Consider the following 15,459-nt stretch of genomic DNA (forward strand, 5'->3'; position numbering starts at 1 on the left):
GTCAGGACCAGGTCCAGTCGCGCACCTCGGGCAGGTCTTCGCCGTACTCGCGGGTCCACCGGCGGTGCCGCTCGCGGGTCTCGGCCATCGTCTGGCGGACGATGGCCGCCCGCCGGGCGAGGCCGGGCACCCGGTCGATCACGTCGATCACCAGCTGGAACCGGTCCATGTCGTTGAGCACCAGCATGTCGAACGGGGTCGTCGTGGTGCCGCGCTCCAGGTAGCCGCGCACGTGCAGGCCCGCGTGGTTGTGCCGGCGATAGGCCAGCCGGTGGATCAGCCAGGGGTAGCCGTGGTAGGCGAAGATCACCGGCCGGTCCGCGGTGAACAGCGCGTCGAACTCGCGGTCGGCCATGCCGTGCGGGTGTTCGGTGTCGGGCTGCAGGCGCATCAGGTCGACCACGTTCACCACCCGCACCGCCAGCTCCGGCAGGTACCGCCGCAGCAGCGAGGCCGCGGCGAGCACCTCCATCGTCGGCGCGTCACCCGCGCAGGCCAGCACCACATCCGGCTCTCGGTCTCCGAAAGTGCCCGCCCAGTCCCAGATCCCGGCGCCGCGCGCGCAGTGCAGCGCCGCCTGCTCGGGGTCCAGCCAGTTCGGCGAGTCGTTCTTCCCCGCCACGATCACGTTCACGTAGTCCCGGCTGCGCAGGCAGTGTGCGGCCACCGAGAGCAGGGTGTTCGTGTCCGGCGGCAGGTACACCCGCACCACCTCGGCGCTCTTGTTCGCGACGTGGTCGATGAACCCGGGATCCTGGTGCGAGAACCCGTTGTGGTCCTGGCGCCAGACATGCGAGGTCAGCAGGTAGTTCAGCGACGCGACCGGGCGCCGCCACGGGATCTGCCGGTGCACCCGCAACCACTTGATGTGCTGGTTCACCATCGAGTCCACGATGTGCACGAACGCCTCGTAGCACGAGAAAAGGCCGTGCCGCCCGGTCAGCAGGTACCCCTCGAGCCAGCCCTGGCACAGGTGCTCCGAGAGCACCTCCAGCACCCGGCCGTCCGTGGCGAGATGCTCGTCGGCGGGCTCGATCGCCGCCTGCCAGGCCTTCGCGGTCACCTCGTACACCGCGTCCAGCCGGTTCGACGCCGTCTCGTCCGGGCCGAACAACCGGAAGGTGCTGCCGTTGCGGGCGAAGACGTCCCGCAGGTAGCGGCCGAGCACCCGGGTCGGCTCGGCACTCGACGCGCCCGGCCGCGCGACGGGCACGTCGTGCTCGGCGGGATCCGGCAACCGCAAGGGGCGCAACAGCAATCCCCCGTTGGCGTGCGGGTTCGCGCCCATCCGGCGCTGCCCGCGCGGGATCACCGCCGTCACCGCCGGCCGCGGCCGGCCCGCCGCGTCGAACAGCTCCTCCGGCCGGTAGGACCGCAGCCAGCTTTCCAGTGCCCGCAGGTGTTCCGGGTTCTCCCGCACCGCCGGCAGCGGGACCTGGTGCGCCCGCCACGTACCTTCCACCTGCTGACCGTCCACAACGGACGGTCCGGTCCAGCCTTTCGGGCTGCGCAGCACGATCATCGGCCACCGCGGCCGCTCGTCACCCGAGCGGGCGCGGTCTTGGACGCGCCGGATCTCGGTGTGGATCTCGTCGAGCGTGCGGGCCATCGCCCGGTGCATCGACGCGGGTTCGTCACCGATGACGTAGTAGGGCGCATAACCGTAGCCACGCAGCAAATCGTCCAGCTCGCGCTCCGGGATCCGGGCCAGCACGGTGGGATTCGCGATCTTGTACCCGTTGAGGTGCAGGATCGGCAGCACCGCCCCGTCGTGCACCGGATCGAGGAACTTGTTGGCATGCCAGCTCGTCGCGAGCGGACCCGTCTCGGCCTCACCGTCGCCGATCACGCACGCGACGATCAGGTCCGGATTGTCGAACGCGGCCCCGTACGCGTGGGCCAGCGAGTAACCCAGCTCGCCGCCCTCGTGGATCGAGCCCGGCACCTGCGGCGCGACATGGCTCGGTACCCCACCGGGAAAGGAGAACTGCCGGAACAGCGTCCGCATGCCCTCGGCGTCCTGCGTGACTTCCGGTGCCACCTCGGGATAACTGCCCTCCAGCCAGGTGTTCGCCAGCAACGCCGGGCCGCCGTGACCGGGCCCGGTCACGAACATCATGTCCAGGTCGTACCGGCTGATCAGCAGGTTCAGATGGGCGTACACGAAGTTCAGGCCCGGCGAGGTGCCCCAGTGCCCGAGCAGCCGCGGCTTGATGTGCTCGGGCCGCAACGGCTCGGTCAGCAAGGGGTTGTCCAGCAGGTAGATCTGCCCCGCGGACAGGTAGTTCGCCGCCCGCCACAACGCGTGGACCTGGTCCAGCTCGGTCTCGCTGAGCGCCGCGGCGGGCTCGGTGATCGCGCTCATTTCTCGTCCTGCGGGCGGACGACCAGCACCGGGCACTGGGCGTGATGCAACAGCGCCTGGCTGGTCGAGCCCAGCAGCAACCCGCGGAACCCACCACGCCCGCGACTACCCACCACCACCAGCTGCGCCTGGGCACTCCACTCCAGCAACTGGCGCCGCGGCCGATCCTTGACCACCACCCGCTCCACACTCACATCCGGGTACTTCTCCTGCCACCCAGCCAAACTCTCCGCCAACACCCGCGCCTGCTCCTGCCCCGACGGCTCCGTCTCCAGCAACGCGTACTCCCACGGCACGATCGTGGCGTAGTCCATATCGCTCCACGCGTGCACCGCCACCAACGACGCACCACGCCACGACGCCTCGTCGAACGCCACACCCAACGCACTCACACTCGTCGGACTGCCGTCCACACCCACCACCACCGGCCCGTCCCGGCGCTCCTCCCCACGCACGATCACCACCGGGCACACACCACGCGCCGCCACCGAAACCGCCGTCGAACCAGCCAGCATCCCCTCGAACCCACCACGACCCGACGCACCCAGCACGATCATGCGCGCCTCCTGCGACAGCTCGATCAGCATCGGCACCGGGGGCAGCCGGAGGCGGGCCGCCGTCACGACCACATCGGGATCGACCTCACGCACCGCTTGCGTGGCCTCGTCCAGCTGCTGCGAAGCGACCCGCTCCACGGCGTCGAACGACTCCTGCGGAATGGGCAGTCCGGCGCCGTAGTACCCGAGTGCCGGGTCGACGCCCGACACCAGATGCAGCCGGAGATTGCGGGACGCCGCCTCCGCGGCCGCCCACCGGGCCGCCTGCAATGCCTGCTCTGATCCGTCGATGCCGACGACGATCGCGCCCTTGCTGTCAGTCATGGATCCTCTCCGCGTTCTCGGTCAGAACGGTCGCGCTGACCACTCCCGGTACCGCTTCTGCCAGCACGGTCGCCACGTGGCGGTCGCCCTCGTTGTCGAACTCGTCGGAAATGCGCACGACCCCGTCGTGCACCTCGACCCGCCACCGATCCGGGCCGCCGTACACCGCGAGGTGATGCCGGACGTCGGCGGCGATCTCGGTGTCGTCCCGGGCGAACATGCGCACGAGGTCGCCGCGGGTCACGATCCCCACCACGCGCGCACCGTCCGCGATCGGCAGCGCCCGGATCCGCGAGTCCAGCAACGCCCTGGCGACCTCGACCACGTCCGCGCCCGGCGCTACCGCGGTGGCCGGGGTGGTCATCACGGCACCGACGGTCTCGCCGGGTGTCACCCGCTGGGCCGGCGCGAACCGCGGGTCCGGTGGGAACCGCTCACCGATCAGGTCGGCCTCGGTCACGATCCCGATCAGCCGGTCGTCGTCGTCCACCACGGGCAGCGCGGTGAACCCGTGCCGCGCCAGCAGCTCGGCGGCGTGTTTGGCGGAACTGGCCGCGGTCACGGTGACCACCGGCCTGCTCATGATGTCCCGTGCTCGCATGATCGCGTCTCCTCGTCGCTCGCTCACCGGCGACGCTATTGAGCGTTCGACGGCACGGCAGCGGCCGAGTGTCCTCGGGATCGAGGACTTCGTGCCCTCTCCGGTTCAGCGAAGGCGTTCGAGGATCGTCCTGTCAAGCCGTTCGCCCGATGCGGTCATCGAAGTGCCACCGGCAACCGAGCGGTTCAGAGCCAGAGACCGTCGCCGAGGCCGGTGATACTCGGCTCGTCTCCCGCCTCCGCGAAGGCGGCCAACGCGCGGACGAGACCGCGCCGTGCGGTGACGGGCATCCGGCTGACGATACGGGCGATCTCCCGCCGCCGCCGTTGGGTGACCTCGCGCACGACCGCGGCTCCGGCACCGGTCAGCGAGACGACGAGCTCACGGCGGGAGGCGGGGTTGGCCTCGCGGCTGACCAGGTCGGCGACGACGAGCCGGTCGACCATCCTGGTCGCGGTCGACGGGTTCACCGCGAGCGACTCGGCCACGGCCGTGAGCTTGACCGGTCCGCGGCTGTCCAGCACGACCAGCAACCGGAACTGCGGGATCGTGATCGATTCGTCGACGGCCGCGATCGACCGGGCGGACACCGCGACGAGAAGCCGGGAGGCGGTGAGCACGGCATCGGCGACCGCGTCGACGTCCTCGGCGGCCGGCGTTGCGGTACGACGGGTGGGCATACCCCTGTTCTACCTCACACCGGCTACGTATGCCCTGGGCAAGTGTTGCATACTGCAAAGATGTCGGTGAGGATGCGCGGAGCACAGGGGACGGTGCCGGTACCGGCACATCAGCCGGTCGGGGTGTGGCTGCGGGAAAGCCCGACCGGGCTCGCGGTGCTGGCGGTGGTGATCGGTGCGGGCGCGGGGCTGGGCGCGGTGGTGTTCCGCTGGCTGATCACCGCGTTCACGCGCTTGTTCTCCGGACATGCGGACTACGCCGCGGCCGGTGGCGAGACGCATCCGTGGTTTCCCGTACTGGGGCCATGGTTCCTGCTGATCGTGCCGGTGCTCGCGGGGCTGATCTACGGCCCGCTGGTGTACAAGTTCGCGCCGGAAGCCCGCGGCCACGGGGTGCCGGAGGTGATGTACGCCGTGGCCGAACGGGGCGGGCGGATCCCCGCTCAGGTGACCGTGGTGAAGGCACTGGCCTCGGCACTGACGATCGGCTCCGGCGGATCGGTCGGACGTGAGGGGCCGATCGTCCAAATCGGATCCGCGCTCGGCTCTACCTTCGGCCGCTGGTTCAGGCTGCCGGAAGGCCGGTTGCGGATCCTGGTCGCCTGCGGTGCCGCGGGTGGCATCGCCGCGACCTTCAACGCACCGATGGCCGGTCCGTTCTTCGCGATGGAGCTGATCCTGCGCGACTTCGCGGTCGAGTCCTTCGGCGCGGTGGTGCTCTCCAGCGTCACCGCGAGTGTCGCCGGGCGCGCGGTGTTCGGCGACGTCGCGTTCCTGGCGCTACCGCCGTTCACCCTGCGCAACCCGATCGAGTACCTGCTGTTCATCGTGCTCGGTGTCGTGGTCGGGGCCTGCGGTGTGCTGTTCACCAAGGTCCTGTACTGGATCGAGGACGCCTGCGACTGGGCCTGGCGCGGCCCCGAATGGCTGCGCCCCGCGGTCGGCGGGATCGTCCTGGGTGGACTGCTCCTGCTGCTGCCGCAGATGTACGGCGTCGGCTATCCGGTGCTGCAGAACGCCGTCGAAGGCAAATACGTCTTCGGGTTCCTGCTGCTCCTGCTCATCGGGAAGATCATCGCGACCAGCCTGACGATCGGCATCGGCGGCTCCGGCGGCGTCTTCGCCCCGTCGCTGTTCATCGGCGCGATGGGCGGCACCGCCTTCGGTATCGCCGTGCACACCTGGCTGCCCGCGGCGACCGCCTCCCCCGGCGTCTACGGGCTGATCGGGATGGGCGCCGCCTTCGCCGGCTCGGCGCGGGCGCCGATCACGGCGGTAATCATCCTGTTCGAACTGACGGGGCAGTACACGATCATCCTGCCGCTGATGACCGCGATCGTCATCGCCACCCTCACCAGCAAGGCGCTACTCGGCGAGGACACCATCTACACGCTCAAACTCCGCCGCCGCGGGGTCGACATCGGCAACCACCCCGAAACACGCCGCCTGGCGGGCACCACGGTCGCCCAGGTACTGGAACCACTGCCCGAAGCGCTGACCGCGGACACCCCGCTGCCACCTGCCGCACGGGCACTCGCGCTGTCCGGACACGGAATCCTGCCGGTCATCGGCGGCGACGGCCGGTACCACGGCTGCGTCACCGCGCGCGCCGTGGCCGAAGCCCTCACCGGCGAGCGCGACGAGACCGTGGGGAGCCTGGCGGAACTGCCACCCCTGGTCACCGCGGAGTCCCGGCTGACCGACGCGCTCGACGCCCTTACCCAGGCCGCCGGCACCGGCCTTCCCGTCCTCGACGAGAACGCGGGCACCCTGACCGGCTGGATCACCCACCAGGGCATCCTCACCGCCCTGCACCCGGCGGCCTGAGTCATGGGCCTGGTCGACCACACCCCGCGCGGCGCACTGCGGAAGTTCCTGCGGGCGCCGGTTCCGTTGTACCGGGCCGGATTCGGGCCAGTGCTGGGAAACCGGCTGCTCTACCTGGTCCACATCGGACGCAAGAGCGGCCTGCGGCGCGAGGCGATCCTCGAGGTGATGGCCATCGACCGGCGGATCCCGGAGTTCGTCGTCGTCTCCGGCTGGGGCGACCGCGAACCCCGGACGCGCGTCCTGACCGCCGCGGAGACCGTCCGGGTGCTCACGGACTACCGTGCACGCCATCCACGTGTCTGGCGGAAGATCGCGCCGCTACTCGGATTTCCACTCGACCCGGCGGCTGGGGAGGCGATGGCCCGGATCCGGGCCATCGCCTTCAGCCCCGAGTGGTCAGGACAGCTCGCGCTTGAGGATCTTGCCGGTCGCGGTCATGGGCAGCTGGGACACGAACTCGACGATGCGAGGGTATTTGTACGCCGCCATCTGCTCCTTGCCCCACGCGACCAGTTCGTCCTCGGTGATCGTGGCACCGTTTTCGAGGATGACGAGCGCCTTGACCTCCTCACCGTGGCTGTCGTGCGGCACGCCGATGACCGCCGCCAGCGACACGGCCGGGTGCGTCATCAGCACCTCTTCGATCTCGCGCGGGTACACGTTGTAGCCGCCGCGGATGATCATGTCCTTGGACCGGTCGACGATGTAGTACCAGCCGTCCTCGTCGCGGCGGCCGAGGTCGCCGGTGCGGAACCAGCCGTCCCGGATGGCCTCCTCGGTCGCCTCGGGGCGGCCGTAGTAGCCCTTCATGACGTTGTGGCCCTTGATGGCGATCTCGCCCACGGCGTCGCCGTCGCCGATCTCGTCCCACGACTCGGCACCGAGCAGTTTCATCTCCACCCCGGGGATGGGGACGCCGATCGAGCCGACCCGCGGCTCCTCGCCGTACAGGCTGAAGCTCGCCACCGGCGAGGTCTCCGAGAGGCCGTAGCCCTCGAGGATGGTCACGCCGAACTGCTCCTTGAAGTTCTTGTGCACCTCTCCCGGCAGCGCCGCTCCGCCGGCTATGGCGATGCGGAGGTTCTTGGCCAGCTGCTCGACGTCGACCTTGTCGCCGGCCTCCTTGAGCGCTCGGAGGAGGCCCCAGAACATGGTCGGGACACCGGCGAAGAACGTCACGCCCTCGGACGCCATCAGCTCCAGCGCCGGCCCGGCCTCGAACCGCGGCAGCATCACGACCTTGCCGCCGAAGGCCGCGCCGGCGTTCTGGATGACGGTCTGTCCGAAGGAGTGGAACAGCGGCAGGACGCACAGGCACGTGTCGGGCTTCTCGGCGTCCGCGGCGAAGATGTCGGCGCCGGCGAGCGCGTTGTCGCGCATGTTGCGGTGCCGCAGTTCCGCGCCCTTGGGCTGCCCCGTCGTGCCAGAGGTGTAGAGGATGACCGCGGTGTCGTCCTCGTCGGTCCCGACGGTCTCGAACGCTGTCGGCTGGTTTTGGGTCGCCTGTCCCAGCGTCTCGGTGCCCTCGATCGGGCTGTCGGCCGCGGGGTCGGCGGTGATCATGAAGAAGTGCTCGCAGCTGTCGGTCCGGGTGAACCCGGCGTGGCCCTCCTGGCCGATCGGCAGCTGGGCGCTGCCCTCGAAACAGAAGTAGGCCTTCGCGTCGGAGTCGTCGAGGTGATAGGCCACCTCACGGCCCTTGAGCAGCACGTTGAGCGGCACCACGGCGGCGCCGGCCTTGAGGATCCCCCAGTAGACGATGGAGAAGTACGGCACGTTCGCGCAGCTGAGCGCCACCTTGTCGCCGTGCTTGATGCCCCGGCTGACGAGCAGGTTGGCGACCTGGTTGGCCGCTGCCCGCACCTGCGCGTATGTCAGCCGCGTGCCCGTGGCCGGGAAGACGATCGCCTCCCGCTCGGGGTACTTCCCGGCGCTGTCGTCGAGCAGGCGGGCGAGATTGAACGTCGCGGACACGTGGCCTCCGTCACTTTTGGCGCAGCAATTCGGTGCGGCTATTACCCGGAAGTCTATCGGGATTCCTCACCAATCGGCGGGATCCTGCCTCAGTAGCCCAGCCACCCGTTCACAACTTCCCGCATGGAAACCCATTTCCGTTCCCACGTTCGAAACTGGCTCCGTCCGGCTAGGCGAAGTTCCCCGCAAATCGGGCGACACCGCCGCCCTGGTCAACGTAGGAATCGACCGCGTCGCGCATTTCCCAGGTCCAGTACTCGTCATGGCCCGCGATGGCGGCGCAGTCATATTCGGCCAGGATATCGGGGTGAGAAATGCCATTCATGCTGGCTGATGAGATCGACTTCGTAACGAGGGCACCGTCATCTCCAATGGGACACGGGGAGCCTCCGGCGGAAGCGTGACAAAACCTCGTGCCTCGGCGGCGTGTTCACCGAGGTGCTCGGCGATGTCGCGTTCGCGCTGGCCCCGGTCGGACCACCCGACGCCCGCGATCTGTTGCGACGACTCAAATCCGCGGCGACCGACGCGCCCGCGGGAGGCCGCGCCGCTCCTGGAGCAGCTGGCCTACCACGAAACCCGGGCTTGACACTCGTCCGGGCCCCGCCGGCCGGTGGTGGTGGTGCGACAGCGGTCCGGCGATGAGCCCGATCACCGACCTGTCCCGGACGATCAGGCAGCCAGGTCTGCTGCGAACGGCGATACCCGCACCACGTGGTGAATCGAGCATCACCTGTTTCCGGCGCCGCCGCGGCCGAACCCGCGCCGCGGCGGCCGGCGTGGTTCACCGCACCGTTTCCGGGACCGTGTCGAGCGTGTGGAGCAGGCGAACCGCGAGTTCCCTGCCTTGTTTTTCCGAAAGTTCGGTGTCGTTCCGGATAATTTTCTGGACGAGCTGGAGGCGCTGCTCGTAGCGGGATACGACTACGGTGTTCGACATCATCGTTTCTTCTTTCTACACGAAGGCGGCGTCGACCGGGTCGACGCCGTTGGCGGGCAAGCTTGTCTCGACGGTCATCACCTGGTGGGGGTAGTCCGGGCTGCGGTGCTGGAAGGTCAGGATGTCACGGTTGCGGATGGTTCCGTCGCGGATCTCGATGGCTCGTTTGAGCGTCTCGTCGCCATCCCAGCCGGCCGGTCCCGCGAGCACCGCCCGCAGATGGGGCAGCAACGCCTCGCTTATTTCCCAGGTTGCGGAATTCCACAGGTAGGAGGGGCTGTGGTCGACAGCGTAGTACGTGACGTTGTCGCCGACGACGAACGTTGGCTGGGTGAACGAGGTCGGCTTCGCCCAGCTGAACCCCATCCCCTCGTCACACGAGACGTCGATGATGAGGCTGCCCGGGGCGAGTGCCGGGAGGTCGTCGTCGATCAGGAAGGTCAGTGGTGCGGCGGTGTCCTGCAGCACGCAGTTGACGATGATGTCGTGTTGGGCGAGGAATCCCGCCAGCGGGACCCGTCCGCCGGGAGTGAGTGCGTGACTGCGGCGCAGTTCGGTACCGCCGGCCACGTCGTGGTCGAAGTGCACGAATCGCGCGGAGTGGATCGGCGAGCCGACCGCGGTGATCCCGCGCTGAGTGAGAATGTCGATGTTGTGCACGCCGTGCGCGTTCAACGCTGTCACCGCTCCGCGTGCGGTCGCCCCGAACCCGATCACCACCGCTCGCAGCCGGCGCCCGTAGTCACCCGTGGTTCCCGTGAGCGCCATGGCGTGCAACACCGAGCAGTAGCCCGCCAGCTCGTTGTTCGTGTGGAACACATGCAGGTTGAACGACCCATTGGCACTCCAGTGGTTCATCGCCTCGAACGCGATCAGCGTGAGCCGCCCGTCGATGGCGCGCTGGGTGAGCCTGCGGTTCTGGACGCAATGCGGCCAGCCCCACAGCATCTGCCCGGGGCGCAGCTCCGCGAGATCCTCCGGCAGAGGTTTGGCCAGCAGGATCACGTCGCAGTCGGCGATCAGCTGCTCCCGGGACCTCAGCCCGGCGACCGACGCCGCCAGCTGTTCGTCGGACACACCGAAACGCGCGCCATAACCGTGTTCGAGATAGATGCGCCGGCGAAGGTCCGCATCGACGCGCGAGAAATGCGCGGGGTGGATCGGTAGTCGAAGCTCGTTTTCCTTACCGGACCGTGACAGGATTCCGAGAGTGACCTGGTGCACAGGCGCCTTTCTGATCAGTTGCCGCCGAAGGCCGGCGGGAGGTGGGCCTCAGGGGCTGCCCGGTCGAGGTCGGCCGGGCGGAGCCGGAAGACCTGGAGGGTGAGCCCGAAGTACTTACCGGTCTCGCCGACCCACTGCATGCCGTTGCGGCGGACGGTCGCGGCGGCTCGGGTGTTCCCAGGGCGGACGACGGCGAACAGCTCATCGACGTCATGGCGAAACGCCCAGCCGGCCAGCACATGGGTGGCTTCGCTGGCATATCCGTAGCCCCAGCAATCAGGGCGCAGCTGCCAGCCGATCTCGAGATCCTCGTTACCCGGTGGGAGGGGAAGCAGAATCGCCCCACCGATGACCTGTCCGTCGCCGCGTCGCTCGATGGCCCAGCGCCCGGCCGGCAACGGCGTCCGGGCGGTTTCGGCGATCCAGTGCTGCAACAGTAGGCGCATGGCCGCCAGATCGGGCACCCGGTCCATGACCGGGCTGAGCCACCGCGCCACCGCGGTGTGCCCGTACACCTCCAGCGCCGCGGGCGCATCGTCGATCCGCCAGCCACGCAACGTCAGTCGCGTGGTGCTCAACGGTGGGCGCGGTACCGGCACGGCCGGATCATTCGTGTTCATGGCAAGGTCGTTTCCGGTTGTGCCGACCGATTCGAGGTCAACCGGCTCGAGCCTGCTCACCGTGGTCAACGGACCTGGCCGCCATCAACCTCCCAGCGCTGTGTGGGGTGGCCAACCGCGAGAAGCTCCTCGATGTTGTCGGCGTTGCCCCGCCGCGAAGCCCTCATCATGGCGTCGTGCGCGCCCGCCGGCGTGGTTTCGGGTGGCACCACCAGCAGAGTCAAGCGCCGCCGGCCCTGACCGGTCACCGTGACGGTGTCGGCGTGCTGCGAACCGAACCCCTCCAAACGAACAGCCCGGCCCTCGGTCGTGAGACGGCGAGCGGCCGGCCGCCACATCGTCACGTTGTAGGTCACCCGCTCGATCCGGCCCGGCCGAACTGCCAGCACCGCAAGCAATGCTGGTAGTTCGGCTGCCAGGTCCCGGGACCGGGGCCACCACGCACCGTCGACAAACCCCGTGGTGGGCGCCTTCGGCTTCAAATGCAAGCGCAGCGTGTGCCGAGGCTGCTCGATGACCGTGACGGCCGATGGGGTGGCGATCGGTGTGCGCGGGCTCGACATCATGTCGATCTCCCGTCCCTGGCCGCGTGCGCGGCCGACCTGAAACTGTCGAGGACGACACGAGCTTGACCACTCGCGTACGAGATGCTCCCGACGGCACTCACACTACGCCCATTTCGGCCACTTGAGGCGGAATGGTTCTACGCGTTTCTCGTAGCGAGAGTCGAATGTGCGACTCGGGATCGCGGACGCACCGGTAAGCGCGAGGTGTGCTGCGTCCACACGCGACACCTAGCGAGCGCGCCTGTCCCGGGCGGTGGCGCGTCATCTCCGGCCCGGCCGCGGTGCGAGCCGCGTGGCGAGTAGTGTGGATGTCACCGGAAGCACTTCGCGCGCTGACAATCACGTTGGCGTCGCTACCGGCGAACAGCGGTACCGGCCGGGTGCCGGCCGGGGACAGGAGCGCCGACATGTCGTCGGGCCCACACCTGCGCAGGACCACTTCCCACACCACCCGCCAGGCCTTGCGGTTGACGTTGAAACCCCAAGCGGCGGCGATGGGAATGATCGACGGCGCCTGGTGGCCGCGGTCACGCGACTCTCTCGCCGAGTTTCCCGCGATGATCGCCGGAATTCAATGGCGCCTTGGCCGGCCGGACCAGGTGGCCTACAACAGCGACGCCTGGACCGAAACGCCCCGCCATATGGTGGTCGATGGCCACGCCGTCCGGCTCGTGGGATTCCGGTTCCTGGACGAGAACACCGTGCTGGTATCCGGGCGCGGCTGGCACCGGATGGCCTTACTGGTCATTCCTCCGGAGTCGGCCGGGCGGACCGCCGTGAAGGCGCTGGCCAGAGCGGCCAACCCGGAGAACACCGAGCAAGCCGAGGAAATCCTGATCCACAGCGGCATCGGTGCCGGCCCGTCGGACCCGCACGTCCCGGCACCGCGCACCCCGGCAGCGGAGACCAGCACACCCTGAGTCACCGAAATTTCCGGACGAGGAATGCCGAGCGGTCACGGTCCAACGTGAATTGTCCACAAAGGACAGTTGTGAACGTCCACCCGCACTGGAACGTCGCCGTGGTTTCGCGGTCATGCTTCTTTGTTGTTGATGTCGTTTTGCCTGCCGGCGCAGACACATCCGCGACTGACGCCGCCAGCCATCGTCGCCGTGCAGTAGCGGCGGGCGATCGAATCATGCGAATTCCAGCTGTGTCGGCAAGCGGTACAGGCGTTGTCGCCCCCGCTGCCGTCCACGCCGGTAACTCCCGGTTTCACGTCGGTGCTCGCCACGTTTCGGCCTCTCGTTGGTCGCGCATGAGAAGGAATTCACGCCTCGGCGGTATTTCGGCTCGGCCGGTGTGCACCAAGGTCCGGAGCGATGCCCCCACCGTACGCGCTCGCCGTCACGGCCTGCGCGGCGCACGCTCAACCGCTCCCCCACGCTCGAGAGCGGCCGGCACGCCGCTTGTCCATCACATCCGCGACGGCGCACCCACGGTCAATGCGGCCGGGTGAGGTCGCCGGGGTGGAAGGCGTTGACGGTGGCTTCGACCGGCGCGTCGAGGTCGGCCTTGTGCGCTCGCGGATAGCCCCAGCGCAGGCAGGCGCGTGAGGCCGGCCCGGCGTAGCCGCGTTCGTAGAAGATCTGGCCACCGGCGTCGTACCCGGAGATCGTGTACGCGGTGCCGTCGACCTGCTGATGGGTCACCTGGCCGCCCTCGCCCTCGATCTCCTGGGCCGTCTCGTCCAGGATCTCCTGGGCGGTCCGGGCGTCGTTGGCGCCCCACACGGTGAGCGTCGCGCCCAGGGAGGCATTGGTGTACTGCATGCCATCGCCGTTCTCCGGGTGGTACGGGCTCGCGGTGTAACCGGCGGGCACGAGCGTGCTGAAACCGAACCGGGGATTGGTATACGTCGTCCCGCTCGGCCGAGCCGAGGACGACGCCGGTGCCGAGGCCGGCTGCCGGCCGAGCATCGTCAGCAGTTGCGGCTGCAGCAGGTCCGAGATCTCGTCATAGGGCAGTGAGACCGTTTCCTGTCCGGACGCCATATCGCAGCCGAGCTCGTACCACTTGATCAGGAAATCGACCCCGGTCGCGGTGAAGCCGATGTCCGCGCCCGGCACGTGATCAGCACCTTGAACCTGGGACGCGTCGATGGACACCTGGTCACCGCCGTAGCTGCCGATGGCCGGCGTGCTGCAGAAGCCGTTCCTGGTGTGCGGGCCCAGCCGGGCGGTCAGCGTGTCCATCCCGGCCGCGGTGAGGACCTCGGGCCGGAACATCTCCCGCGGCCCGAGCACCTGGCCGGTGCTCAGGTCGACGTTGACCGTCTCGGGGAACTGCCAGCTCGAATGGGCGATCACGGCCGAGTCGAGCGTGTGGTCGTAGCGGACCGACAGCAGGCCCGTCGTCTGGAGCAGTACTTCCGCCGTCGTGTGCGCCTTCAGCACGTCACCGCGTTCCCGCACCATGCCGAGGATGTCCGGGTCCGCCAGCTCCTGCCGCAGGCTCTGCAACCGCTTGTCGATGGGCGCGCGAAGGGCGTCGTTGACGCGTTGCTGCACCGCGGCGTCCGCGTGCCCGGACACCTGGGGATACTGCAGCGAGTACGTGATGGGCAGCGCCGGATCCTGCCCGGCCGCGGTTTGCACCGTCACGGACAACGCCGCCTGCCGCGGCGGGTCGCCGAGGCTGGTGTAGACCCACACTCCGCCGGCGACGAGCGCGCCGATCGCGAGGACCGAGATGACGATCTTGCCCACGGTCGCGGCCACCACGCCCGTTCCCGTGCCGCCCGCGGCGGCGACCGGTGCGGCGGCCATGCCCCCTGTCGCCAGCAACGCGAGCGGGGTCAGGGCGGTCAGCGCGGCGACCGAGGTGGCGAGCCGCTTCCAGCCGCGCCGCTCCCAGTCCTTGCCGTAGGCCGCGCGGGCGACCGATTCGAGCTCGGTCACGAACGCCTCGGCGCTCGCCGGCCGCCACGCGGGATCCTTGGCCATCCCCCGCGCGATCAGCGGGCGCAGGTCCTCGGGCACGACGTCCAAGGGCACGGAGCCGCGCTCGTGCAGGGACCGCAGCTGCTCGGTGGTGCCGGCCTCGAAGGGCCGGTGCCCGGTGACGCACTGGAAGAATACGCAAGTTGCCGCGTACACGTCGGTCGCGGGGATCCCTGGCTGCCCGGCCCACTGCTCCGGGGCCATGTAGGACGGCGACCCTGCCGCCAGTCCACTTTGGCCGTCCAATGTGGCCAGACCGAAGTCCACCAGCTTCGACTCGCCCTCGCGGGAGACCAGCACGTTGCCGGGTTTGTAGTCACGGTGCACGACACCGGCCGCGTGCGCCGCGGCGAGCCCGAGCAGCGATCCCTTCAGGATCGCCAGCGCCGACTCCGGGGCCAGCGTCCCCTCGGCGGCGAGCAGCGCCCGCAGCGACACGCCGGGGACGGCCTCCATCACCAGTGCCGCGCCCTGCGGTGACTCGATGAATTCGAACAGGCGCACGACGTGCGGGCTCGTGACCCCGCGCAGCAGCCACGCTTCCCGACGGAACCCGTCGGCGACCCACGGTTCACTCAGGAATTCGCCGCGAAGGTACTTGATCGCGACAAGCTGTCCCGATTCCTCGTGCTTGGCGAGCACGACCCGGCCGAATCCGCCGGCACCCAGTTCGTCCACCTCGGCGAAGCCCGGGACCTGCCACTTTTGGTTCACAGCACAGCATCAGATCACCAACCGGGCGCCGGCGCCACCGAAAAGTGCGATTTCACATTCTTCGTCTGAACCTTCCCGATTCCGCCCCGCCACGGCACCACTGTCGCTTATGCTCCGGTGGT

At 69.0% G+C, this 15,459-nt stretch carries 14 protein-coding genes; 2 read left to right on the forward strand and 12 right to left on the reverse strand.

Annotated features, from left to right (window positions below; translation table 11 throughout):
* Position 1 precedes the first annotated feature (1 nt).
* From LOZ83_RS13615 to LOZ83_RS13630, 4 genes are all read right to left on the reverse strand, one after another.
* On the reverse strand, positions 2–2,365 hold the full coding sequence (locus tag LOZ83_RS13615; RefSeq protein WP_236790891.1) for a phosphoketolase: 2,364 nt from the start codon (positions 2,363–2,365) through the stop codon (positions 2–4).
* The gene (locus LOZ83_RS13620; RefSeq protein WP_236790892.1) at positions 2,362–3,246 is read right to left on the reverse strand and encodes a universal stress protein; all 885 of its coding nucleotides are present in this window, start codon (positions 3,244–3,246) and stop codon (positions 2,362–2,364) included. Before LOZ83_RS13620 ends, LOZ83_RS13615 begins: the two co-directional genes overlap by 4 nt.
* Positions 3,239–3,847, reverse strand: a complete 609-nt coding sequence (locus LOZ83_RS13625) for a CBS domain-containing protein (protein ID WP_236790893.1) — start codon at positions 3,845–3,847, stop codon at positions 3,239–3,241. Before LOZ83_RS13625 ends, LOZ83_RS13620 begins: the two co-directional genes overlap by 8 nt.
* 185 nt (positions 3,848–4,032) lie before the next feature.
* Positions 4,033–4,527: a MarR family winged helix-turn-helix transcriptional regulator gene (locus LOZ83_RS13630; protein ID WP_236790894.1), complete on the reverse strand. Its 495-nt coding sequence runs from the start codon at positions 4,525–4,527 to the stop codon at positions 4,033–4,035.
* Between the two features lie 60 nt (positions 4,528–4,587).
* Here LOZ83_RS13630 and LOZ83_RS13635 point away from each other — a divergent pair, with 60 nt between their 5' ends.
* Entirely contained in the window at positions 4,588–6,354 is a 1,767-nt protein-coding gene (locus LOZ83_RS13635; protein WP_236790895.1) for a chloride channel protein, read from the forward strand.
* A gap of 399 nt (positions 6,355–6,753) precedes the next feature.
* On the opposite strand, the gene LOZ83_RS13640 is transcribed toward LOZ83_RS13635, so the two are convergent.
* From LOZ83_RS13640 to LOZ83_RS13665, 6 genes are all read right to left on the reverse strand, one after another.
* Positions 6,754–8,331, reverse strand: a complete 1,578-nt coding sequence (locus LOZ83_RS13640; RefSeq protein WP_236790896.1) for a long-chain fatty acid--CoA ligase — start codon at positions 8,329–8,331, stop codon at positions 6,754–6,756.
* A gap of 169 nt (positions 8,332–8,500) precedes the next feature.
* Entirely contained in the window at positions 8,501–8,656 is a 156-nt protein-coding gene (locus LOZ83_RS13645; protein WP_236790897.1) for a N,N-dimethylformamidase beta subunit family domain-containing protein, read from the reverse strand.
* Between the two features lie 459 nt (positions 8,657–9,115).
* Positions 9,116–9,274 (reverse strand): DUF6307 family protein, encoded by a 159-nt coding sequence (locus tag LOZ83_RS13650; protein WP_236790898.1) that lies wholly within the window; start codon positions 9,272–9,274, stop codon positions 9,116–9,118.
* A gap of 12 nt (positions 9,275–9,286) precedes the next feature.
* Entirely contained in the window at positions 9,287–10,495 is a 1,209-nt protein-coding gene (locus LOZ83_RS13655) for a N(5)-(carboxyethyl)ornithine synthase (protein WP_236790899.1), read from the reverse strand.
* Between the two features lie 14 nt (positions 10,496–10,509).
* Positions 10,510–11,115, reverse strand: coding sequence for a GNAT family N-acetyltransferase (locus LOZ83_RS13660; protein WP_236790900.1), 606 nt, complete (start codon positions 11,113–11,115; stop codon positions 10,510–10,512).
* Between the two features lie 65 nt (positions 11,116–11,180).
* A complete protein-coding gene (locus LOZ83_RS13665; RefSeq protein WP_236790901.1) occupies positions 11,181–11,681 on the reverse strand; it encodes a DUF5994 family protein in 501 nt (166 codons plus the stop codon).
* A gap of 407 nt (positions 11,682–12,088) precedes the next feature.
* On the opposite strand from LOZ83_RS13665, the gene LOZ83_RS13670 reads away from it, so the two are divergent.
* Positions 12,089–12,601, forward strand: coding sequence for a DUF5994 family protein (locus tag LOZ83_RS13670; protein ID WP_236790902.1), 513 nt, complete (start codon positions 12,089–12,091; stop codon positions 12,599–12,601).
* A gap of 113 nt (positions 12,602–12,714) precedes the next feature.
* Here the strand turns inward: LOZ83_RS13670 and LOZ83_RS13675 are convergent, their stop codons facing one another.
* On the reverse strand, positions 12,715–12,915 hold the full coding sequence (locus tag LOZ83_RS13675) for an RGCVC family protein (protein WP_236790903.1): 201 nt from the start codon (positions 12,913–12,915) through the stop codon (positions 12,715–12,717).
* A gap of 208 nt (positions 12,916–13,123) precedes the next feature.
* Positions 13,124–15,337 carry a protein kinase gene (locus tag LOZ83_RS13680; protein ID WP_236790904.1) on the reverse strand — a complete coding sequence of 738 codons (2,214 nt, stop codon included), beginning with the start codon at positions 15,335–15,337 and terminating at the stop codon, positions 13,124–13,126.
* Positions 15,338–15,459 lie beyond the last annotated feature (122 nt).

The organism is Amycolatopsis sp. GM8, from assembly GCF_021653975.1.
Lineage (GTDB): Bacteria > Actinomycetota > Actinomycetes > Mycobacteriales > Pseudonocardiaceae > Amycolatopsis_E.

What these genes read in the sequence shown, in the direction of transcription:
- LOZ83_RS13615 (WP_236790891.1), bottom strand. Translation starts at nt 2,365, where the DNA reads ATGAGCGCGATCACCGAGCCCGCCGCGGCGCTCAGCGAGACCGAGCTG.
- LOZ83_RS13665 (WP_236790901.1), bottom strand. Translation starts at nt 11,681, where the DNA reads ATGATGTCGAGCCCGCGCACACCGATCGCCACCCCATCGGCCGTCACG.
- LOZ83_RS13630 (WP_236790894.1), bottom strand. Translation starts at nt 4,527, where the DNA reads ATGCCCACCCGTCGTACCGCAACGCCGGCCGCCGAGGACGTCGACGCG.
- LOZ83_RS13660 (WP_236790900.1), bottom strand. Translation starts at nt 11,115, where the DNA reads ATGAACACGAATGATCCGGCCGTGCCGGTACCGCGCCCACCGTTGAGC.
- LOZ83_RS13635 (WP_236790895.1), top strand. Translation starts at nt 4,588, where the DNA reads ATGTCGGTGAGGATGCGCGGAGCACAGGGGACGGTGCCGGTACCGGCA.
- LOZ83_RS13650 (WP_236790898.1), bottom strand. Translation starts at nt 9,274, where the DNA reads ATGATGTCGAACACCGTAGTCGTATCCCGCTACGAGCAGCGCCTCCAG.
- LOZ83_RS13620 (WP_236790892.1), bottom strand. Translation starts at nt 3,246, where the DNA reads ATGACTGACAGCAAGGGCGCGATCGTCGTCGGCATCGACGGATCAGAG.
- LOZ83_RS13670 (WP_236790902.1), top strand. Translation starts at nt 12,089, where the DNA reads ATGTCGTCGGGCCCACACCTGCGCAGGACCACTTCCCACACCACCCGC.
- LOZ83_RS13625 (WP_236790893.1), bottom strand. Translation starts at nt 3,847, where the DNA reads ATGCGAGCACGGGACATCATGAGCAGGCCGGTGGTCACCGTGACCGCG.
- LOZ83_RS13645 (WP_236790897.1), bottom strand. Translation starts at nt 8,656, where the DNA reads ATGAATGGCATTTCTCACCCCGATATCCTGGCCGAATATGACTGCGCC.